Origin of the sequence: Brucella anthropi ATCC 49188 (genome assembly GCF_000017405.1) — a bacterium.
Lineage (GTDB): Bacteria > Pseudomonadota > Alphaproteobacteria > Rhizobiales > Rhizobiaceae > Brucella > Brucella anthropi.
In genome coordinates, this window is the sequence record NC_009669.1 from 95,067 (window position 1) to 116,598 (window position 21,532).

The following is a 21,532-nucleotide window of genomic DNA, read 5'->3' on the forward strand; positions in this document are numbered from 1 at the left end:
GATCTAGCCCTTTACCTCTTATGAACCTGCAGCCTCAGCGAGGCAGGCTGTTGCTGCTTATTCGGTTTTGCATTGCTTCTTTTGCGCCTTGGCTTGTCGGGGAAATCGAGCCCCCGCCGCCGCCGCCAAAACGATTGTAAAGTGAGCGTCCACCTCGGTAGCTCGCGCCGATCCCCTTGAAGCCAGCTCGCGCAATCTGCATTGGAGCGGTGACACCGGTCATGCGAGCGATCCGTGTGGCGGCGGCGCCGATACCAACGGCTAAGCCTCCTGCAATGCCTTGAGCAAGGACCTGGATGTTCAACAGAACAAATGCCCCGGCGAAACAAAGCAGAAGGAAGGCTGAAATATCACTGAGGGTAAGGCGTCGCTCTGTAGCGGCAGCGGATACCTTCGTCAGTTCAGGGTCCATTGCGGCGATAAGGAAAGCGGCGACGACAAACACGAATAACGGGATCAGTGCGTATAGAAGAACCTGTTGGAACCACGCCTGTCCAAGGCTGCGCGATTGTTCAAACAACATGCAGGCGATAAAAATCGGTGCGGTTCCGATCAGAACCCATAACATCACCTTGGCTAATACGAGAATTGCGAGGGCAACTGCGATGAAGATTGCCACGCAGGCCATGATGAGAAAGCCAACCATAGAAGGCAAAACGGAAAAATAGCCCGATTGCTCGGCAAACGCGGAAGCCGCCTCATTCGCGGTTTTCCAGATCATGGAAAGACCATTTGTCGGTTCGGTAATTCCCGTCCCGGTGGCGGTCAGGATGGCACGACCTACATCTTCAGGGGTATTGTTCAGCCACTTATAGAAAAAATCGTTGAAGTATCCCCAATTGCTGATTAATGCCAGAATGAAGACCATGCGGAATACGCGTGTAACAATTTCGGCCACGCTAATCCGCGAAGTCCCCATAATTACTTGGATACCGTAATATCCAACATAGGCGATGAACATCACCTTGAGCAGCGGCGTGATTTCAGAGCCAATAATATTGTAAGCCTGCGATGAAAAATTCTCGCCGGAATTATCAATTCTCTCCAAAAGATCGCTCAAGAAATCATGCATAGCGGCCCCCGATTATTCCGTCGCTATCGAATTGATCGCAGCAATGGCGGTCGCTGGATCGCCATTAACAAAGGCCATAGGTCCACAGTCTTGCCGAATGTCTTCGGCAAATGACGTGAGATTTGCGGGACGTTTGCAAGGAGCAGTCTTTTCCTTGACCGTTCCGCAGCCGGCAACGCCGGCTGCAATGGCGGCAAAGATAAAACACTTCAGGAAGCTGTTAGCGATGTTAGTTTGCACTGTACGTCAACACCTTCTTGGAATTGGAAATGTCGGTGAGGCGGCGCTGATTATCGGCCTGTAATGACGACACGGCACCGTTCATCACGCCGATCAGTTCATTGATGGTCAGTCCTGCTTGGACTTGCAGCTGCGTGTTTTGGTCGATGGAACCTTTAATGTCCTTTGCCTGACCGATACTCTGCCCGGCCTGTTCAAAAGCGCTTCGGCGCGTCGTTACCGCCTGTTGCGAACCATTTACGAGTGCGGCGACACCAAGCACAGTGTTGACCATCTGTTCATAGGACTTGTCTCCGCTAAAGCTGCTATTTGCTTGCCCCGACAGGTTCTTAACGAGCTGAAGCCCGTTGATGAAAGTGGACGCGACCTTGGCGATGTCACCGCCCATGCTGCCAAAATTTGGCACCCCGCCGGACATAAGGCTGTCGAAAGAGGGCATTGATGATACGCTAAAGCCATTCCCGACGGCCAGGTTTTGCATCTGGTTCGCATCGCCGCCGCGATCACCGGTAACGGCCTTCAATGTCTCCTCGACCGTCGTCAGGATTTCCTTGTTTGTCCCGAGGATCTTGTCGGTCGTAACCGAGGTTTGCTTGGCCACTTCATAATTGGCAGCGTCGATGACAGGGACGCCACCTGCATAAGCCGCCATGGGAGCGAACGATGCCGAAGCTACGGCAATCGCAGACGCCGAAATGATCAGTCGTTTCATTGTTAGTCTCCCTTATTGAGGATCAAGGTTGAGTTTGATGTTCGCCTCGCGTTCACGCTTTTGAACGCAGGCTTTTTCTTCAGCATTCCATTCGAGACCGGTACGGGGATCGCAGACGCCGGTCGTTTCTCGCGGCTTGTCGTCTTTCTTCTTGAACGAAGCCGATTGAGATGCGCCCGAAATGCCACTGGCTGAAACTGCATTGCGGCTGTTGAGCAGGTCGGCCATTGAATTCCCGAGGACAATCACCTGGTTGACCATTTCGAGATTTGCATTTCGAGCGCCGGCGTTGTGATCCCAACTGTCTTGAATTGTGCCGGACTGCATACCGCCGAGCTGTTGAAGCCATGAGGCGACGTTGGCGGTACTTTCCTGTGTCGCCTGCGTCGTTGCCATCGAATTGATGGTCGAATCCCGCATACCGGAATATGCTGTATCACCGCCGCCGTAATTCATGGGCAGGTCCTTTGACCCACCGAACGCCGGTGTCCATTTCTGCGTGATATTCCGGACGTACCCTTGCGTTTCTTTGAACGGTGGAATGCCGCCGTATTTTTTAACGTTGCCAGCGCCAGCATTGTACGCTGCAAGGGCGAGGTTGGCGTTGCCGTTAAAACGCTTGAGCTGCTGTTTAAGATAACGAGCACCACCGCGGAGGTTCTGTTCAATGTTATGCGGATCTACGCCCAACTCTTTTGCGGTATCAGGCATCAACTGTGCCAAACCGATAGCCCCCACACCCGATTTCGCGCATGGATTAAAGCGGCTTTCCTGATAAACGAGCCCTAGAAATAGATTTTCGTCTACACCCTCTTCGCGTGCCACTCGTTTGACCAACCCGGAAATTTCCGGATTGGCTTTGGCGGCTGCAACGGGATCATCCTTGCGCCCCGGACGATAGACAGCGCAGGTCACACTTTTGTTGAGCGAAAACCGGTCTTTATCCGTTTTCTCGATTTCCGATGTTTTTTGATCCCGGACCGTTCGTTCGGACAAATTAGATCCGTCAATGACAGGAACGCCACCAGCCCACGCCGACAATGGCATGGTTGCTGACGCCAAAAATATGCATAATGCAGACTTCTTATGCATCATTCCTCTCCCATCCGCAGAATTCAGCCAACCAGTTTTCAGGCTCATCGCCATATCGTTCGCGCAGGGCTGCGCATTCCTCGACGGTCTCTTTTCGACCAGACAGCACTTTGACGAGGTCCGGCATGTTTGAGAGATCGAGACGGGCAATGACCGAGTCATTCCCGTGTTTGACGAGGAAGGTGCGCTTTTCAGGCGGGGTGTTTTTGATGAAATTGAATTCTTTAACTGTCAGGCCAAAGCGCTTGATGTAGCTCTCTTCATCCGCCCGCGGGTTCGGGAAGTGAATATTCGTGGCCGACTGCTCGATAAGGGTGTGAGACGCTTTGGCTTTGGCAATATCGGCGGCTGACTGCGTTCCGAAGCCGACAATGCCGTTGAGCTTACGAATGGTTTTCATCTTGTCGATGATGAAATGACTGAATGTTTCGTCCATAAGCAGCTGCCAGCCCTCATCCATGAAGAACATGACTGGATCGCCGTTCAGGAGCTCATCGAGACGGTGATAGAGGTACATCAGCGCGGGCGTCCGAATATCCTCGTTGCCGAGAATGCTCGTCATATCGAAGCCGAAAACACTGCGTCCCGAAAACGACAGCACATCATGCTGCGCGTTGAAGAGCCATGCTTTTTCGCCGTCGATCCAAGGACGTAGCCTTGACGCCAAGTCGTTCGCGTCCGCACGCGAACGTCCCACCAGCAAGCCCGACAGGTTTGGCAAGTTGCGCTGCGCTGCAGGCTCTTCCATGATACGGGCAATCGCCCGTTCCAGCGTATCTGCGTCCTCCTGGCTGAAGTCGCGGTGATCGCTTGAACGCAACATTGATTTCAAAAGGCGAAGCAGAAAATCACGATTAGGGCCGGAGTTTTCCAGCTGAAGCGGGTTGAAACCAGTGGGTGTTCCCGGTGAGAGGACTTCGTAAGCTCCTCCCATCGCCCGCACGAAGATCTCGGCACCTCTATCTTTGTCAAAAAAGACAGCTTTCGGCGTTGGACTGACACGCATTGCCTGGGCCAGCAAGAATGTCAGAGCGACGGTCTTGCCGGAGCCAGTTGGCCCAGTGACCAAAAAATGGCCAATATCGCGACGGTGAAAATTGAACCAGTATGGTGTTTGCGAGGTGGTTTCGAGTATCGTGATCGGCAAGCCCCAATGAAGATTGTCCGATTGCCCGGTCGCAAAATTATGCATCGATGACAGGCCGGAGAAATTAGCCGATGACAGCATGGCCTTACGCGCACGATAGCTGTGGTTGCCAGGCAATTGCGCCCAGAAGGACGCTTCAAGATTCATATCCTCCCGCAGCCAGTTCATGTTCATATCTGTCAGGCAGCTACCGAGCTCGGAAACTGCCTTGCTCAAACCGTCAAGGTCGCGAGACAGGCAAAGCAAAGAGAAATGGTGAATGCCAAAAACAGCCTCCTGGTTCATGAGACTGTTCAGAGCAAAGTCGATATCGCTTTCGACCGCGCTACCGGATTCATCCGACGCGGCAATCTGGCGCTGAAGCCGGGTAATACGCTCTTGCGCAATCGGCTTGTCCGAGATTGTGAAGCTTTGCGTCAGTATAAACTCGTGATTTACCTGTAGCAGACCGTCCAGCATTCCCGGACCGGTGTACGGCGGATATTCCTTTATGGAGAGCATTGCGCCAAAGCGATTGTCCTCATCGACAGCAGCTTGTGTTTGCATTGCTCGCTTGCCGAAATGCAGGCGTGATGTTCCGACGTAATTTCGAATCCCCATCCGCGGCAGTCGCATTTTGCGCGGTACACCGCAGGTAAGGATTGTGTTGATGAATTCGCACGGTTCAGAATATGGCTCCCCATCGCGATAGGTGATACCAAGCTCGCGTGCGCCATACTTTTGCAGCTCACGGGTCATATTGGCGACGAGCTCTTCGAGCTCGGTCACTATTTCCCGCGTTTGCTGATCTCGAACCTCAGCCCCGCCGGATCGCGTGAAAGCACGGCTTACCACGTCGCTGAGGCCGAGGGCGCCGCGCATATTGGTTCGCACGATGGAGAGGTAAATTTCGTTGGCGAACATGCGTTTATGGCGCAACTGGCTCATATACCGGCTGTTTAGTTGATCGCAAAACGGGTCATCGAAAGCGCCACCAATTTCGGAATCGACCTGTCGGCGAATTACAGTCGACCAGACAGAAAAACGGCTCGATCCAAGCGCTCGAATGATCGTATTCTGAACATTCGAGCGCATATTGAGTTCGGCTTGATCTTCCGTTTGGAAAAAGAGGCCATCTAGCTTAATGACCGACATTAGAGCGCCGTTTTCCAAGCCAATCACAGTATCGGACAGATGCCGCAGATACGGGATATGTGTTGCCATAGGCCGCTCATTGTGAGCGACCTTGCCAAATCCGAGTTCTTCCCTGACGACTTTCAACATTTGCTATGGTCCGTACGAATTAGTTCCCCAGAAGGACTTGTTGCGTGTGCGGGGCGTTTTGCGCGCGGTGACTTCGAGAACATCGAGGATTTTGTTGTCCCAGGCGCAAAGGGAGAACAGGACCACATAGCTGATCGGGGCCAGCAGCAGCGTCCAGAAGGACTTGCTGACCAGCCATGCTATGATTGTGATCCCGATAACCACGACGACCGCCATATACGGAACACCCCACATGGTAGGAGATCGGGTAAGTCCGATCACCAACGGGGTCAGTTGCGGCTTTACATCCTCGTATTCGGCCATCGCTAGTTTCCGACCGTGCTGATCAGCTCGTCGACGATTGACGGAGCGCCGAAAACCAATCCAATGCCGAGGATGACACCGCCTGCAAGAAACCAAGACAGTCGGCCTGCAAAGGCGAGGAAACCGAGCGCCATGACGGCTATGATTGCAAACAGGCGTCCGATAGGGCCGCTAATGAAATCAACGATAGCTTGGAACACGGTCTGAACCGGCGCGAAGGCACCGCCAACGCCACCTGATTGTGCCATCGCCAAATCTGCCCCGGCAATTTGCGCCGCGGCCAGCAAACCAAGGCAAATAGCCAGCTTTGAAGCGCTGATATGCCAAACCTTATTTTGTTCGTTGATCATCCTTCTCTCCTTTAAAAATGCATCACGCCACCAACGAAGGTGCCGGTTTTCTTGACTGCAATGACCCCGGATTCAGTTTCGCTCGCTATGACCGGCGAAGATCTCCGACCGCCGCCAACGGGCTTCTTTTTCGGCGCTGGCATAGCCACGCCGAGTTGGTAATTGACGACCTTGGCCACGTAGCCAACTGTTTCCTTGAAGGGTGGAACGCCGCCATACTCATAGATGCGGCCTTCGCCTGCGTTATAAGCGGCGGCAACAAGAAGCGGGTTTTGGAACTCGTCCAAAAGTACACGTAGGTACCTAACGCCGCCTTCAATATTCGACGCCGGATCGCAGACGTCGCGGACGCCGAAACGCTCAGCGGTTTTCGGCATGAGCTGCATCGGACCGCGAGCGCCCTTGTCTGAATTGCGAGAACGGTCGAATTGGCTTTCCGCCCAAGTGATTGCCGTCGCAAACAGAACGTCAACTTGATGTCGACGAGCAGCCTGTTCGACGAGTGATTTGATTTCGTCAGGCGTTAGGGGGGAGGGGCCGCATTCCGGTACGGATATTGCGGCCTGTTTATCGAGGGATAAATTACCGAAACGGGACGATTCATTCGGATCAGAAATATCCGTATTGGTAATCTCTGATAGAGAGCCAGTGGAAACATAGGCGCTCCGTATATTGCCAATATGGTTACTCGTTTTGGGCTCGTTTCCGCTTTTATCCTCGATGGCGACGACGCCATCGGCGCCCACAACAAATTCTTTGCTTTCGCTTGGCCAGCGGCGATTGAAAACCGTCAAAACAGATGGCGATCCGGATGCATTCTGAGCGGACGGCTTGTCGCCATTATCTTGCACAAATGGCGCAATTCCGCCGGTTTCTTCTGCGCAAGCGGCGGCAATCCCGAGCGGAGCGTACAGTGCGGCGCTTAGTAGTAGCGCTTTGATTGATAGCCCTTCCATTCTAGCCCTTTTAGCTCTTGTCGCCGACCTCACATGCGCTGTTGAGATTGCGGCGAAAACCGATTAAGTTCATAATAGCATGATACCGATTTGGCTAAGTGATACATGCTTTTTTGCAAATCATAAACCCCCCATGATCAGGGAAAACGAATAAGCAAGACGGTAAGGGCTAGAAAATGAAGAGAACCATCGCAATCGCAATGAGCAGTTGTATGCTGGCAACAGCCGCAATCGCAGCGCCAGCCATCAACAAGGATTACATCAAGTCGTTGGCGTCGCCGGGTAAGACCGTGCTTGTCATTGAATATTATGACGGGGACGGGAAGGTCACAGCTCGAAAGGGATTTGCATCAGCTTCCGGCTACAAGGCGACTTCGCCAACGGAATTCCGTGTTGATGACAAGACCGTTCTAAATCTTTACGGCCTGGAATCCTGCAAGGGCGAAATGGTCAACCGTAAGGATGACTATGCTGGTTCTTGCGCTGACTATGCGCAGCAGCAACTGCAGATCATGTTGCAATCGCCGAAGGTCCTCTTTTGCCGGGCCTTCGTAAGCGAGGAGCGCGCGCCGAAGCAAAACGTCACGTGCTACGGATATTACAATTATCCCGGAAGCCTAGACACGGTTGATATGCTTGAGGAGCAGATGCTTTCTCTCGGCGCGCTCCGCATCGCAAAAACGAAAGATGGGAAGCTGGAGCGTCCGGATCTGGAGAAGGCGCAGAAGATCGGAGAAGACGGCTCTTATGGAATGTGGGCCGATCCGCGGGTGAAAGGCCAATGAAGCACGCGCTTATAACGCTAGGTCTGGCCCTATTCTCGCCAACGGCAATTGCTGCGCCAGAGGGATATTTCGACCTCCAACCGGGCGTTACATTAGAATCTGGCGATACATGGGTGGCAGAAGGTCAGCGCTATCGTCTCTACGGTGTTCAGTCATGCCTTCGGGGAACTTCTTTCACCGACAGGACTGGGTATAAGAAGGACTGCGGCGAGGCATCGCTTGCCGTGTTCGCTGCATACATCAAGGACACCAAACCGGTGTGCGCTCCCGTCGCGCAAACTGCCGATACATCCTATGTCATTTGCTACGCCACAATCGGCGGAAATCGTCTCGATCTTGCTACCATATTGATTACGAGCGGCTATGCCTTCGCAGCGCTGATGGCTAACGGGCTTCCCTACTATCCCGCGTACGCGGTTGCCGAACAGGATGCGCGCGAGAAGCGGGCAGGCCTCTGGCAATTCGAAGACGTTCAGCATCCTGCCATCATGTTGAGCAAATCGGCGAACGAACGGACGAGGAATGCCCAACAATGAAACATCTTATCTTAGCAGCATCAATTGCCCTCGCATCCACGTCAGCATTCGCAGCCGACGTTATTAAACGCACGCCAGCGGCCAGCCTCCCGGTGCACCCTAGCCAGCCGGTCACGCTTCCAATCTTCAAAGGTCGTGTCGCAGTTATGGACGGTCGGACTCTTTGGTTCCCGACTTATGCCCAACGAGTTCGCCTTGCCGATATTGATGCGTGTGAACTGCCGCAATGGGCGCTCGATCCCAAATGGACGAACAGGGAGGTCACGAAGGCACCGCCGCCTGTACCATGTGGCCCCTTTGCAAAAGCCTGGCTCAAAAGAACGATCGGATCTTCCGCCGTCACATGTGCCGTCGTCGGTTATGATGCTGAAGCCATGCCGAGAGCCAGGTGCACGTCACGGGGACATGATCTGGCTCTTGAAATGCTCCGCGTCGGTTGGGCACGGGTGGATTCGCCCTACCTCACTCATCCTCAATATATGGGCTATCAGCGTGCCGCTATGTCGGCGCGATATGGCATGTGGGCGACTTATGTTCTGGACATGAACGAATGGCGGCGAAAGGCCGTCGATAGGACGCTCGATCGTCAACCAATTGCGGATTTCAATTTGCTCGCCGAGCGCAAAAGCGAGATTTCCCCTCCTTTCGCCGATGCGCGCAGAAAGCCAAAAAGGACAGACCGATAGTTGTCGGAAATCGCTCATATTGCGCTCAATTTCGCGCGCGATCCGATGGCCTGTCTGTTGCTGGCCATCCTGTTATCGTTTTTGCTTATCATCCCGTCGTCCAAAATCTGGTGGGTCCACGGCATAATCGCGGCGCTGTTACTGACGACGTCGCTCTTTTTCCACGAGCAGCGGCAAATGTCGTTCGACGCATTTTTGATCGGCGTTTTTGCTTATCCCGCGGTATGCCGCGACATTCCAAATCAGCTCCTGGTCTATCGCGTTGGAATCTACTGGTTCTGCGCATTCACACTTATCGCCCTGTGCAGTTATGCGGCCGGAGATCTCGTCACAGGGTCGCCCTTACACGATCAAGCCATATTGCCCACTCGGCACAATTCAACCGCTACAGTATGAGGATGACCTGAAATGAAGCAGTTTCTGTTTGCACTCGCTGGCCTTGGCACTATCGCCGTGATGCCATCCGCTGCAATAGCGCAGGACACGGGAGGGACGCCATCTTGGGGCTGCCAGGTCCTTTTGTGCGCAGCATCATCAAACCCTTCGTGGCATGGTGTCCCTTATTGCGTCCCGCCAATGACAAAGTTGATCAAGGCCATGGCAAAACCGGGTTTCTCATGGCCCATTTGCCATGAAGCTAAGTCTGGCAAACCCGGATATCAGCCTTACGAGGATTGCCCATCTGGATTCAAGGAAGCCAGCAATATGAGCGATCGCGGCGCAATGCTGTCCAACCGCTGCGAAAAGACAATCAACACCTGCACCAACAAGATCAGGGAACAGAACAAAGAGCTTCAGCAGTACAAGGATGTTCAATATCGAGACATTGGCAACTCGGATCGCGGAAATAGTTGTCGAAAGGTCGTCTCCATTGCTCGTCCAATGCGAAAAGACCCTTACTATTTCGACATTCCCGATTATCAAGGTTTGAAGGGGCGCTATTGGTTCAATTTGAAACTTTAAGGAGCTCTAATGAATCAGAACGCACTTCTCGCACTGGCAGCAAGCGCCGGCATCGCTGTTGGCGCGGGCGGTACTTGGTTTGTAGTCTCCAACGCTTCGAGCAACGCAACAGCCATTGCAAAAGCCGATATCGTTGCAGCGATCAACGCCGACCCTACACTTTGTCCCGTTCCCGATGAGCCAGCGGCGAGCGCCAAGCTCGATGTGCCAACTCAAGCTGAAGCATTGCTTGCCGTGAGGAAGCTGGAAGAAAAAAATCCGCTATTGTGGGATAGGAGTGAACTTGAAAAGCTTTCCGTCTCACTAGCGAATTGTTGGCCTGTTGACGGTGCCAACGGCATGGTCGAGTGCGTTACTAACGTCAAAAAAAATCCGTCAGCGCAAACTATTGCGAGGACGGTTGGATTTGCCAAAGATCAATCATCCGGCGAATGGATTGCGACAGACCGCAAATAGATGAAGCCCGCTAGCGGGCTTCCAAAGCAATCAAATATTCTTATCGACGCTTTTCAAAACTGACGCCATTTCGCCCTGTGCGAGCGTAATCCGCCCGGAGATAAGAGAAGCGGCGAGATAGACCAGTTTGCCTATAGCGTCATCCACATCTTGCGGCTCATAATCAACGATCCGGCGCGGGTCCGCTGCCAGTGATGACAGTTCCAGCAGGCGTTTAGTCGGGCCAGCTTCGCTTAGGTCAACGACGCTGCTTTCATCCCGCCAGTCCAACGCATTTCCGATTGCATCCATGATGGCCTCCGAAAGTCATTTTCAGAACATGGGTGAGAATTATAAGTGCAAATCCCTATACCAATCCCCGGCGTACGATATTAGAAAGCAGGATCTTCAGTAGAACTGCATTTCTAGATGACTCTTACTAGCCGACGCTTAGTTTCCCTCCTCCATGCACCAGTTTTCTGACGAAACAGTCATTCCAAAATCCAAATGATAAAAACGTTGATTAAGGTATATCGCACGATAGGATACGAAACACTGCGAAGCGAAACGAAATCTGAGCCGATAAGCGATTGATTAAGAACGGAAAGTTTTTTCTCCCCCCACCGAATGACGGGAGCGATTTCAAGGAATTGTTCAAGCGCATCGTCGCTGCCGGAGCTGGTCGCCCGCTCGGCAAGGATAACTTTCCTGCAGGCCCGTGGACGCCCGAACTTCTCGCGCAAGCCATAACTCTCGTCGATCCCAAGCGGACCGGCGTGGATCTTCGAACGGTGCAGCTCTGGTTTCAGGAGAACGAGAAAGGAATTAGTGCTACCAACATCGGTTTGCTGGCCAGAGTTTTGAGTTGCGGTGATATGGCGGCCACAAGCGAATGGGTTATAGAGCTCAGTGCTTCTCAATCCCGCTTAGTCGCCAAACGACGCGAACTGAAGAAGGCCGATCGCGTTACACCGTCGCAGCCGACCGAAGACGCCGCCGAAATTGGACCCGCGTATGTAAAACCGCTAGACGTGGGCCATAAGCAAGGCGAGCGGCGAACTCTTGCCAGGCGCACGGAGGAGTTATTCAGCGAAGGATCTCCGCTGAATCTGTCTGCTTCGGTTTTTGCTGGAATGTCGGCGCTCGGATTCCTGTCGTTCATCATAGGCATTCACAACGTAAAATTCACTCGTACCGATGGCGTTATCAAGCAGGTTGGATTCCTTTGGGCGGCTAACTGGACGTTTGTGTTCATGGTTTTCCTACCGCTCTTCCTCGCTTTCGTGTTCGAACTGGTGAATTCATGGAAGCACGAAAAACGGAGAACGCTCATCGATGGCGCACTCGCGGACAGCGACCGAGGATGGCCGCGAATTATTGACGCGTCATTGGGTTCATTCTGGGCTGTTTTCCTAATTTGCTTGTTGTTTGCAGGTGTTTTTCAGTGGATCGGTGTCTGTTTGATGCCTCTCCTCTACGGAGGAGGTAATTACGCAACGGATTGGGGCACTATCGCGATAGTTCGTCCTGAAATCGTAACGAGACCTGTTGCGATCATTTTTACAGCGCTCGCCTACTTGTATATGTGCCTATCCTTTTATCTCTTTTTCGCCGGTCTCATCCTGATTTATTCGGTCATCAATGACTTATCGAAAATCCGCGATGCTGCAAAATTGCAGACCAACTCCGGCTGGAGCAATCCAAGCGAGACTGGCTTTTGGGTCATGCTGTGGGTATTCCGCTGCACGGTCTTAGGCTTGCTTATCGCTACCGTTATGAAGCTGCAGAGCTCTTATCTGGCCTCAAATGGCACGAGTATCGTTGCCTGGGTAATTAGCGATCTTTCATCGATCTTATACGAGCGTCCAGAGGCGCAAAGCCGCATTAGCTATAGAATGCCTACGCACTACAGCAGCCTGCTTATCGCCATATCGACCAGTTTTGTCTTTATATATGGAGTGATCCGCGCAGGGGCCGGAAATCATTTCAAAGTGTCATTGTGGAAAATGACCGCGGTTGTGGCGCTTCTATTCGCAAGCTATTTATCTATCGACGCGTTTTCCGGCTTTACGGTGCTGATGTTTGCCGGGCTCTTAATCGCTATTTATGGCTTATTTGATCCGGCTTTTGGGCCCCGGCGTGCGAGTGAGGTAAGTAATCAAAGTGTTTCATAGTTGGCTTGATCAATGGGATGAGAAACGGGCACGACGCGGAGAAGATGCTAAAAAAGCAACAGCCGTTACTCTGGACGCAGAACGTGCGTTTCCGGGCTCTGCAAATGTTACCAATCTCGAGGAATTCTGCCAGCTCGGGGTGCAGGCCGCAGCTACGCCATCGTTCTTCAGAGCGCCGCTCGGCAACGATAATGATTTCGAGCGGGCAGGCGATTTTCTCAAATTTCCATCTGACATTTTGACAGACGTTGAGGAAAATAACCTGGTCTGGTCGAAGATCACCGATAGCGGCTCGCGGGACAAGGCACTGGTGATATTTCATCATTGGAACGCACGATCCCGCAACCGACAAATAGCGGGTTACTTGTCCAAAAGGGGCATCACGGTCGTTGAGATTGCTATGCCCTATCACTTCGAACGCAGCCGTCCGGGGTCCCACTATGCTGATTATATGCTTAGCGCGAATCTCGGTCGAACGGTTCAGTCGCTACGGCAGGCCGTGTGGGATGGACAGAAGCTCATCCGCTGGCTCAAAAGCGAAGGGTATCAAGAAATCTCCGTACTCGGAATGAGCCTCGGTTCGTGGGTCGCAGGATTGGTAGCAGCCCATGACGCCAACGTTAAGAAAGCCTCGCTGTTTCTCACAGCCGGTAGTCTTGCCGGTATGGTTTGGACCGGGCGCGCAACGCGAGCCATACGCGAGAGCTTTGAGCCTACAATAGACCTGTCTCATCTGCACAGGGCTTGGGCACCGCTCGATCTGGGAAATTACGCCTACAGTCTCGCCCGACCGGCATTGGATATTCAGATTGTTTTGGCCAAAAGAGACAAGGTTGTACTGCAAGAATTGTCAATTGCTCTGTTGGAAAGTCTGAATAATGCTGGCGTAAATCCGAATGTTCTGCAATTAAACTGTGGTCACTATTCACTTGCCATTCCGCCGTACATTTTAGTCGCCGGAGTAAATCTAAAACGGTTTTTGTCGCAGTCTGGCAGTCTAGATCGTCGGACGTGACCTAGACTTTGATAATATTCATTATCAAGGGCAGGGGGCTTGTCCTATTCAAAGGGGATAACTTTCACCATTCTCGGAGGGGAATTAATGGTCAAACTGCCTTTGAAGGCCCTGTTTTGCGCCAGCTGCGCTATTATCGCATCCGCTGGACAGGTCTACGCCGGTGGATTGGAACGTGGCGGTTATAATATCGATCTGCTGTTTAATCCGGATCGGTTCGCTACCGAAGCGACCACCATCTACGTCATGCCAAACCGAAAATTGAACAATGTCAAGGATAGCAGCCCATGGGATGGTCCTGTCGGTGGGGGACGAACCGACGGTGTTAAGGAATCTGAGGCTTATTGGGTTCCTCGTATCGGTCTCAAGGTCGGTATCACCGATTCCCTTGATTGCCTTCTCGACTATTCGCAGCCATGGGGCGCACATACAAATCCCGGTCGAAACTGGGCTGGCGCCAACGATAACACCGAAACAAAAATGAACAGCGATGGCTATTCCGGAACCTGTTCTTATAAATTCGACGTCAGCGAGAAGGCCCAGCTTCGGCTTATCGGCGGCGTGTTTTACCAAGCAATGGACGGTTTCAAGGAGCAACTGGTAGCCCCAATTCCTACTAATCCGTTTGGCTGGAACGGAATCGGTCGGTTAACCCTCGAAGCCGACGGATGGGGATGGCGCAGCGGCGTTGCATATGAAATCCCGGAATACTCATTAAGAGCCAGCCTCGTTTATAATTCCGAGGTCAAGCTTGATGAGATCACCGGAACGCTCAATCTCAAGGGTCTTCCGCCAGGAGCTGGCGGCAATCCGCTCGCAGGCGGATCATGGGACGTGAACGGATCCGCCAAACTTCCACAGTCCGTTGAATTGAAAATGCAGTCGGGAATTGCGCCGGGGTGGCTCGCCTTTGGCTCGCTTAAATGGACCGATTGGAGCGTACTGCAGGATATACCGTTTTATTATAAGGGCGTGCGGGCAACGTCACTGGACTTGCTCTATCGCGACGGCTGGACGGTATCGGCAGGCATAGGCCATAAATTCAACGACGAGTGGAGCGGTGCGGTCCAGATCTCGTGGGATCGCGGCACGTCTACCACGATCGGCAACCAGACTGATACCTGGACGCTAGCAGGAGGAGCATCCTACACGCCAAATGAACGCGTTGAACTCCGGGTCGGCGGATTGATAGGGGTGCTTACCGGCGGTGAAGTTTCTAATGAGATCGTCAACCCCGCCACAGGCCGACCGTATCTGGATGCATCGTACGATTTTGATGATGATATCGTTTCTGCATTGACCGTCTCATTGAAGGTAAAAATATAGGTGATAAAATGCCCGCCACTGAGCGGGCTTTTTTGCAATTCTTAATCCAAGTTCTCGACGCTCTTCAACACCCTTTTCATCTCGTCCTTTGCCAGCGTCGTTCGACCGGAAATCAGAAAAGCGGCGATATAGACCAGCTTATCGATCGCGTCAGCGACATTTCCCGGCCTGTAGTCTATGACCACGCTCCGCGCGTTCGTTTCGGCGGCCGCCAGCTCCAGAAGCCGTCTTGCATGCTCGGCATCGAAAAGATCAACCCTGTTCTCGCCAGCGCCCCGCTGATCCTTTCTCTTTCCAACAGCCTGCATGTGGGCATCCGTAGCCACCACGAGCCTGACAGGCATTTCCTCGCCACTTTTTACCATTTCGCTCTCCATTTTCCCTTTTCCCGCGAAGCGGTCTTGCTCTTGCCCATGGGGCAGGAGCCCCGCTCCTGCTCCTGCGGCGTCGCAAGTCAGACCGGGAGAGAGGGGGCAAGCAGCGGCGAAGAGTGGGCAAAGCCCGCCCTGCCTGATGGTGCGCAACGCGGTTGCACCTGAAATGGTGCGACCGACTTGCTGCATCGAAAGGTCGAGGCGATGCTTGTGGGGAGAGAGGGCAGAGCCCTTTCTTCCTTTTATGATTGTGAATGAAGCAGTCGAGACTCTTTCACAACTTGTTTTAGTTGATAGTATGTTTTTGGAAGGGTTAATTATTATAATAATAAGTATTCAAACCATAAATGCCAAGTCAACGCATGCTTCGAGATATATTATCGGAGATTAATTTGTAGAGTTGCCGACTGTCAGCTTTCAATTCGAATACTGGTCAAATTTGGAATATCTCTATTTTGCAGGTACGAAAGCACCATGTCTACCGCTTGTTCGCGTTGGTTGACAATATGTTTCGAACTCTGAAAATCCTCGTCCAAGACAATCGAAAGCGTGTGCGTGTTCGAGAAATAGAAATACCCCAAAGCCGAAATCGAGACGTATAGATGTTTTAAATCGACGTTTTCTCTGAACAAACCCTGTTCTTGACCAATTTTAATAACGTTGCTGAGCTTTTCAAGGAGCGGTGTATACAGAAGTTTGATGCTGAGGGCTTGCTTCAAGAACCGTGCATTCTGTACGTTCTCGTGAGTCATCATCCTTACGATCTGCGGATTATTGGCAAACGTATTAAAGGTCGATTCGACAAGTTTCCGCATGGAATTCACGGGATCATTCTCATCGAGGTCGATCTCGTGTTGGGACGCACGAAGCCGCTCATATGTATGTGACAGGCTGGCTATGTATAGCTCATCCTTGCTTGTGAAGTATTTGTAGATGAGACTTTTGTTCGTTTGAGATTGCTCGGCAATCGCGTCAATGCGCGCGCCATCAAATCCCCGCTCGGTAAACTCGTCGATAGCGCACTCAATGATGTGCTGTTGCGTCCGGCGCGGATCGCGAATTCTCTTCTTTTTGGCTCCCACCTCGGTCTCGATACGCATTCCCTGATCCAATACGTTGTGAATGCCCAGTGAACAGGGCTTCGAAACAAACAATTAATCCGAAACCAAGCCGCCACGCAAATCGCTAGATCTTGCGCGGGGTTGGTGCCGTTTCGCCAGTTAAGTTGCTGATCTCACTACATAACCGAACTAACTGCACGTCCTCCACAAAAATTCTGTTGACTCATTCCGACAAAGGGACTAGCTCTCTCGTTAATAAACTAAATAGTTCTATAACGAACAAAAAGGGGTGCGTCAATGAAACTGGGTGGGAATCCGTTGAAGATATCGCGCAGGGCCTTTCTCGGAGGTTCCATCGGAATGGTCGCTGCGCCTGCTATCGGTCGTGCGCAAGGCCTTCAGCCGTTGTCGGCGCGCATGGACTTCGCCCCCTGGGGCGTTCAGGCGGCTATGCATCTCTGTCAGGTTAAGGGCTGGTTCAAGGACGTCGGCCTTGAGGTCTATGTACAAGACGGCCGAGGTTCGGGCAACACGCTGCAGCTTGTAAATGCAGGCCAGGTCGACGTCGGACAGGTACAGTTGGGCCTCGTTCCGCAAGCGCGCGTCAAGAGTGCGCTAGTAAAAGGGATTGCCGGATTTGGTCGCGCCACTGACCTGGCCGCGGTTGTCGACCGTGATTCCGACTACAAAACGGTCGCCGATTTCAAAGGCAAGAGCATCGTCTGTTTCGCTGCAAGCCCATGGGCGCCTTTCATTGATTTCTGGCTCGCGCAGGGCGGCTTGGATCGCTCCACCGTGGAACTGCTTCTGGTTGATCCGGCCGCACTCTGGAGCACCTACACGACACGCCGCGCGGATGCGATCCTCTCAACCGGACCGTCGATCATCCCTCCAGCGGAAGCCGTGCGACCGTCGAGAGGCATCCTGGCTAGCGATGCCGGCGTGAACTTTCCGAGCTATGGCCTGATTGCAAGCGACGCGACTATTTCAAAACGAGGTGATGCCCTCAAGGCTCTTGTGGCATCCCAGCAAAAGGCCTGGGCGTATCTACGCGATGGAAACGCGGCGGAAGGCGCGGAAGCCATGATTCAGCAGCGTCCGAATGCAAAACTGATCAAGGACGTGCTTGTCCGTCAGATCGAGATGACCATCGAGACTTTTAATACCGAAGCTACCAAAGGCAAGCCGATTGGCTGGCAGGCCGAGGAAGACTGGAAGGCCGCTCTCGGCACAATGGAAAAGGCAAGCGCAATCCCGTCGGGCCTCGCGCTCTCTGACATTTTCACCAACGAATTCATCGGGTGACGCCACGATGCTTGATCAGGTCAGAGACAACTACATCCAGGTTGCCGACGTCGACAAGCGCTATGGCGGCAAAGAGGGTTTGCTCGTTCTAGAGAACATAAACCTCGACATAAAGAAGGGTGAATTCGTCAGTATCCTCGGTCCCAGCGGCTGCGGCAAAAGCACCTTGCTCAAGTGCATCGCCGGGCTGGAACCAATTTCCGGAGGTGGCATATCCACTCGCGGGCAGGTCATCAATGGTCCGCCGGACGGTCTTGGAATGGTGTTTCAGCGGGACATGCTCCTCGATTGGCGCACCATCCTCGAAAACGTTCTTTTCACGGTCGAAATCAAAGGCAAGGTAACTGCTGAGACGAAGACGCGGGCCAGCGCGCAACTCGCTCGCTTCGGTCTCGGCGGATATGAAAACAAGCGGCCATGGGAGTTGTCAGGTGGTATGCGCCAGAGAGCATCAATCTGTAGAGCCCTCCTGACAGATCCCGACATTCTCCTGATGGATGAACCGTTCGGAGCGCTTGACGCCATGACACGTGACGACCTCAACGTGGAGGTGGCGCGCATCTGGCAGGAGACGCACAAGACGATCCTCTTCATCACGCACAGCATCAGCGAAGCAGTTTTCCTCTCGGATCGCGTGGTGATCCTTGATCGGCATCCCGGGCGGATCGTGGAAATCCTCGATATCGACCTCCCACGTCCACGCGAACTGTTAGTGCGGGAGACCCCGGAATTTGGCCGTTATAGCGGTCACATCCGCCAGGTGTTCACGAAGCTGGGGATTTTCAAGAATGCGTGACAAGACATCAATCGCCGCTCGCTTACTTCCAGGCTTCGTTATGCTGGTTTCCGCACTGGCTGTCTGGGAGTTGTCCGTAAGGTTCTTTGCGATTTCGCCGATCCTGCTCCCGTCCCCATCGGCGGTTTGGGCGGAGTTCTGGAGAATGCCATCATTCTTTCTGTACAATGCAGGGGTGACCTTGGCCGTAACCCTGATCGGTTTTCTTCTTGCGATGGTTTTCGGGGTTCTGTTGGCAATCGTCATCGTATCGTCGAAGACGCTTGAACGACCAGTATTTTCCTTCCTCGTGGCGCTGAACTCAGTACCTAAAGTCGCACTGGCGCCGCTTTTTGTGGTCTGGATGGGTATAGGGCCGGAACCGAAAATTGCCATTGCGGTCATGCTTGCGATCTTCGCCATCGTAATCGACACGGTTCTTGGCCTTCGATCCGTCGACCCCGACATGGTCAATCTGGCGCGCGTCGGCCGCGCCAGCAAGTGGCAAATTCTCACGAAAATCCGGCTTCCCTGTGCTTTGCCGAGCATGTTCGCCGGGCTGAAGGTGGCGATCTCGCTAGCGCTGATCGGGGCGATCATCGGTGAGTTTGTCGGCGGCTCTTCAGGGCTCGGATTCGCAATTCTCTCGGCGCAAGGGCAATTCGATACGCCCGGCCTGTTCGTCAGTCTGGCGCTCCTCATCGCAATGGGATCGCTGTTGTTCAACATCATGGAAGGGATAGAGCGGCTGTCAATCCCTTGGCATACGTCAGTCCGCTCTCACTGACCAAGAAAATTCACCCATAAACCACCCAACGGACGGGGTTTACCCCGGCTGCGGGAGAACTTGACCCGATAAACGGCGCGGATGCGCAGGAGGCAAACGATGGACAACGCGCGCATTGGCGTTGATATTGGCGGAACTTTCACCGACTTGGTGCTATTTGGTGACGCTGGCGAAACCTTTTTCACAAAGGTCCCCTCGACACCCGCCAAGCCTGAACAGGCTGTCCTGACCGGTATTCGTCAAATCACGGAGACGGCCGGACTGGACGTCAGCAAGGTGACTGAAGTCGTTCATGGCACGACAGTCGGTTCAAATACGCTTCTGCAAAAGGTCGGGGCCAAGACGGGCCTCATCACGACCAAGGGCTTTCGCGACGTCTTAGAAATCGGCCGCGTTCGCACGCCGACCATGTTCGATCTGAGCTGGGAAAAGGCCGTGCCGCTCATTGCGCGCCGCTTCCGCCTGGAAGTCGACGAGCGTTCGACTGCCGACGGTCGCATCCTCAAGCCGCTCAACGAGCAGGAAGTTATCGAGATCGGCCGCTTCTTCGAAAGCGAGGGCGTTGAATCCGTCGCTATCTGCTTCCTGAACTCCTACCGCAATCCGGAAAACGAGACGCGCGCGCTCGAGGTGATGAACAAGCACTTCCCGAACATGTGGGTAACCGCTTCCGTTTCCGTTTTGCCGGAAATCCGCGAATACGAGCGCACCTCCACGACGGCGGTGAACGCTTACGTCCTGCCTTCGTTGCGCGCCTACTTCGAACGTCTCGAAAATGGACTGCGGGAAATCGGCGTCTCGGCGCCCCTCCTGATCAGCAACTCCAACGGCGGTCTTTCAAGCGCTAAGATGGCGCAGGAAAAGCCGGTCTTCTTCATATCCTCGGGCCGCTCCGCCGGTGTGGTTGGCGCTGGACGTCTCGGCGAGGCCATGGGTGAAAAGGATCTCGTGGTCTTTGACATGGGCGGAACAACCGCTTCCGCCTCGCTCATCCACAAGGGCGAACTGTCGCGTGCCAATGAATACGAGTTCCGCGCCGGTATTTCGACGCCGAGCCGCTTCATCAAGGCCGGCGGCTATCTCATGCGCGTGCCGACCGTCGACGTTGCCGAAGTCGGCAGCGGTGCGGGCTCCATCGCAAGCATCGACGAAGGGGGCCTCATGCACGTCGGCCCGCTGTCAGCTGGCGCCGATCCTGGCCCTGTCTGCTACGGTATAGGCGGGCAGTCTCCGACCGTCACGGACGCCAACGTCGTCCTCGGGTTTCTGCCTTCAGCGCTCGCCGGGGGCAGCATGAAACTTGACGTTGAAGGTGCTCGCGCGGCCGTAAAGCGCGACCTCGCCGACAGGCTGGGCCTGTCGATCGAGGACGCTGCTTTCGGCATCCGTGAAGTGGTCAACATCAACATGGCTCGCACCATCAAGGCAGTCACAGTAGAACGCGGCGTTGATCCACGCGACTTCGCGATCCTTGCCTTCGGCGGATCCGGCCCGGTGCACGCCTGCGACCTAGCGCGTACGCTCAACATCTCCCGCGTCATATTTCCGAAATCTCCCGGCGTCTTCACGGCAACCGGTATGCTGGCTGCCAAAGTGGAACGCTACTTCCTGCGGAGCTTGAACGGCATGCTCGACCAGCTTCCGATCGACCAGGTCAACAGCCTGCTCAGGGACATGCGTGCGGAGGCTATCGCCTCGCTGGCGGAAGAAGGCTATTCGGCCGACCAGGTCGAATGCGGCTTCGAAGCCGACCTGCGGTTTAAAGGTCAGGATTTCGAATTACCGATCGCCCTGCCGGAGACAGTCGCCGAGGGCGACCGCGAGTGGCTCCGCACCGCCTTTCGAGAGGTGTACAAGGGCATCTACGGCTATGCGTCGGATGATAGCGTCGAAATCGTCAACATCCGCCTCAACGCCAGCGGCAATACCGGCAACAGGTTGAGTTTTGTACCCCATGCTCCGGAAAGGACCGACGCCGGTCCTGAAACCCGCAAGATCTATTTCTCGCGAAGCGAGGGCTGGGTGGACACACCGATCTACGAGCGCAGCACCTTTCAGGGGGGCGTGCAGGGACCGCTGATCATTCAGAGCCCAGACACCACCATCGTCATTCCTCCGCGTGCAACGGCCGACCTCGACGCCTTCGGCAACGTTGTCGCCACCCTTGCTTGAGCC

At 53.8% G+C, this 21,532-nt stretch carries 24 protein-coding genes; 13 read left to right on the top strand and 11 right to left on the bottom strand.

Annotated elements, in window-relative coordinates; genetic code table 11:
- Window positions 1-34: 34 nt before the first annotated feature.
- From OANT_RS23480 to OANT_RS23515, 8 genes are read right to left on the bottom strand one after another with little or no spacing between them, the layout of a single operon-like run.
- Window positions 35-1,072 carry a TrbL/VirB6 family protein gene (locus OANT_RS23480; protein ID WP_011982853.1) on the bottom strand — a complete coding sequence of 346 codons (1,038 nt, stop codon included), beginning with the start codon at window positions 1,070-1,072 and terminating at the stop codon, window positions 35-37.
- 12 nt (window positions 1,073-1,084) lie between these two features.
- Entirely contained in the window at window positions 1,085-1,300 is a 216-nt protein-coding gene (locus tag OANT_RS27280) for a hypothetical protein (protein WP_049768468.1), read from the bottom strand.
- Between the two features lies 1 nt (window position 1,301).
- The gene (locus tag OANT_RS23490; RefSeq protein ID WP_011982852.1) at window positions 1,302-2,024 is read right to left on the bottom strand and encodes a type IV secretion system protein; all 723 of its coding nucleotides are present in this window, start codon (window positions 2,022-2,024) and stop codon (window positions 1,302-1,304) included.
- A 12-nt stretch (window positions 2,025-2,036) separates the two neighbouring features.
- Window positions 2,037-3,116: a lytic transglycosylase domain-containing protein gene (locus OANT_RS23495; RefSeq protein ID WP_373366460.1), complete on the bottom strand. Its 1,080-nt coding sequence runs from the start codon at window positions 3,114-3,116 to the stop codon at window positions 2,037-2,039.
- Complete coding sequence (locus tag OANT_RS23500) at window positions 3,109-5,526, bottom strand: VirB4 family type IV secretion/conjugal transfer ATPase (protein ID WP_011982850.1); 2,418 nt, start codon at window positions 5,524-5,526, stop codon at window positions 3,109-3,111. The genes OANT_RS23495 and OANT_RS23500 overlap by 8 nt, the downstream gene beginning before the upstream one ends.
- A gap of 3 nt (window positions 5,527-5,529) precedes the next feature.
- A complete protein-coding gene (locus OANT_RS23505) occupies window positions 5,530-5,829 on the bottom strand; it encodes a VirB3 family type IV secretion system protein (RefSeq protein ID WP_011982849.1) in 300 nt (99 codons plus the stop codon).
- A 2-nt stretch (window positions 5,830-5,831) separates the two neighbouring features.
- The gene (locus tag OANT_RS23510) at window positions 5,832-6,179 is read right to left on the bottom strand and encodes a TrbC/VirB2 family type IV secretion system protein (RefSeq protein ID WP_011982848.1); all 348 of its coding nucleotides are present in this window, start codon (window positions 6,177-6,179) and stop codon (window positions 5,832-5,834) included.
- 11 nt (window positions 6,180-6,190) lie between these two features.
- Entirely contained in the window at window positions 6,191-7,168 is a 978-nt protein-coding gene (locus OANT_RS23515) for a lytic transglycosylase domain-containing protein (RefSeq protein ID WP_235823050.1), read from the bottom strand.
- A gap of 143 nt (window positions 7,169-7,311) precedes the next feature.
- On the opposite strand from OANT_RS23515, the gene OANT_RS23520 reads away from it, so the two are divergent.
- Genes OANT_RS23520 through OANT_RS23545 form a run of 6 tightly spaced genes read left to right on the top strand, consistent with a single transcriptional unit; the run spans window position 7,312 to window position 10,561 of the window.
- Window positions 7,312-7,920, top strand: a complete 609-nt coding sequence (locus OANT_RS23520; protein WP_011982846.1) for a hypothetical protein — start codon at window positions 7,312-7,314, stop codon at window positions 7,918-7,920.
- Window positions 7,917-8,456, top strand: coding sequence for a thermonuclease family protein (locus OANT_RS23525; RefSeq protein WP_011982845.1), 540 nt, complete (start codon window positions 7,917-7,919; stop codon window positions 8,454-8,456). Before OANT_RS23520 ends, OANT_RS23525 begins: the two co-directional genes overlap by 4 nt.
- On the top strand, window positions 8,453-9,142 hold the full coding sequence (locus OANT_RS23530; RefSeq protein ID WP_011982844.1) for a thermonuclease family protein: 690 nt from the start codon (window positions 8,453-8,455) through the stop codon (window positions 9,140-9,142). Before OANT_RS23525 ends, OANT_RS23530 begins: the two co-directional genes overlap by 4 nt.
- Complete coding sequence (locus tag OANT_RS23535) at window positions 9,143-9,538, top strand: hypothetical protein (RefSeq protein ID WP_011982843.1); 396 nt, start codon at window positions 9,143-9,145, stop codon at window positions 9,536-9,538.
- Window positions 9,539-9,550: 12 nt separating this feature from the next.
- Window positions 9,551-10,105 carry a hypothetical protein gene (locus tag OANT_RS23540; protein ID WP_011982842.1) on the top strand — a complete coding sequence of 185 codons (555 nt, stop codon included), beginning with the start codon at window positions 9,551-9,553 and terminating at the stop codon, window positions 10,103-10,105.
- 9 nt (window positions 10,106-10,114) lie between these two features.
- A complete protein-coding gene (locus OANT_RS23545; RefSeq protein WP_011982841.1) occupies window positions 10,115-10,561 on the top strand; it encodes a hypothetical protein in 447 nt (148 codons plus the stop codon).
- 30 nt (window positions 10,562-10,591) lie between these two features.
- Here the strand turns inward: OANT_RS23545 and OANT_RS23550 are convergent, their stop codons facing one another.
- Complete coding sequence (locus tag OANT_RS23550) at window positions 10,592-10,852, bottom strand: hypothetical protein (protein ID WP_011982840.1); 261 nt, start codon at window positions 10,850-10,852, stop codon at window positions 10,592-10,594.
- A gap of 278 nt (window positions 10,853-11,130) precedes the next feature.
- On the opposite strand from OANT_RS23550, the gene OANT_RS23555 reads away from it, so the two are divergent.
- From OANT_RS23555 to OANT_RS23565, 3 genes are all read left to right on the top strand, one after another.
- Complete coding sequence (locus OANT_RS23555) at window positions 11,131-12,714, top strand: RcgA family putative transporter (RefSeq protein WP_011982839.1); 1,584 nt, start codon at window positions 11,131-11,133, stop codon at window positions 12,712-12,714.
- Entirely contained in the window at window positions 12,704-13,729 is a 1,026-nt protein-coding gene (locus tag OANT_RS23560) for an RcgR family putative quorum lactone hydrolase (protein ID WP_011982838.1), read from the top strand. Before OANT_RS23555 ends, OANT_RS23560 begins: the two co-directional genes overlap by 11 nt.
- 87 nt (window positions 13,730-13,816) lie before the next feature.
- Complete coding sequence (locus OANT_RS23565) at window positions 13,817-15,055, top strand: OmpP1/FadL family transporter (protein WP_011982837.1); 1,239 nt, start codon at window positions 13,817-13,819, stop codon at window positions 15,053-15,055.
- A gap of 41 nt (window positions 15,056-15,096) precedes the next feature.
- Here OANT_RS23565 and OANT_RS26575 read toward each other — a convergent pair whose 3' ends face one another.
- Window positions 15,097-15,432: a hypothetical protein gene (locus OANT_RS26575; protein ID WP_041545795.1), complete on the bottom strand. Its 336-nt coding sequence runs from the start codon at window positions 15,430-15,432 to the stop codon at window positions 15,097-15,099.
- Window positions 15,433-15,839: 407 nt separating this feature from the next.
- A complete protein-coding gene (locus tag OANT_RS23575) occupies window positions 15,840-16,529 on the bottom strand; it encodes a TetR/AcrR family transcriptional regulator (protein WP_115179338.1) in 690 nt (229 codons plus the stop codon).
- A 258-nt stretch (window positions 16,530-16,787) separates the two neighbouring features.
- Between OANT_RS23575 and OANT_RS23580 the strand changes: the two genes are divergently transcribed.
- The 4 genes from OANT_RS23580 (at window position 16,788) to OANT_RS23595 (ending at window position 21,529) form a co-directional block, all read left to right on the top strand.
- Window positions 16,788-17,795 (top strand): ABC transporter substrate-binding protein, encoded by a 1,008-nt coding sequence (locus OANT_RS23580; protein ID WP_011982834.1) that lies wholly within the window; start codon window positions 16,788-16,790, stop codon window positions 17,793-17,795.
- A 7-nt stretch (window positions 17,796-17,802) separates the two neighbouring features.
- The gene (locus tag OANT_RS23585) at window positions 17,803-18,591 is read left to right on the top strand and encodes an ABC transporter ATP-binding protein (protein WP_011982833.1); all 789 of its coding nucleotides are present in this window, start codon (window positions 17,803-17,805) and stop codon (window positions 18,589-18,591) included.
- The gene (locus tag OANT_RS23590; protein WP_011982832.1) at window positions 18,584-19,357 is read left to right on the top strand and encodes an ABC transporter permease; all 774 of its coding nucleotides are present in this window, start codon (window positions 18,584-18,586) and stop codon (window positions 19,355-19,357) included. The genes OANT_RS23585 and OANT_RS23590 overlap by 8 nt, the downstream gene beginning before the upstream one ends.
- Before the next feature lie 99 nt (window positions 19,358-19,456).
- Window positions 19,457-21,529 (top strand): hydantoinase/oxoprolinase family protein, encoded by a 2,073-nt coding sequence (locus OANT_RS23595; RefSeq protein ID WP_011982831.1) that lies wholly within the window; start codon window positions 19,457-19,459, stop codon window positions 21,527-21,529.
- Window positions 21,530-21,532 lie beyond the last annotated feature (3 nt).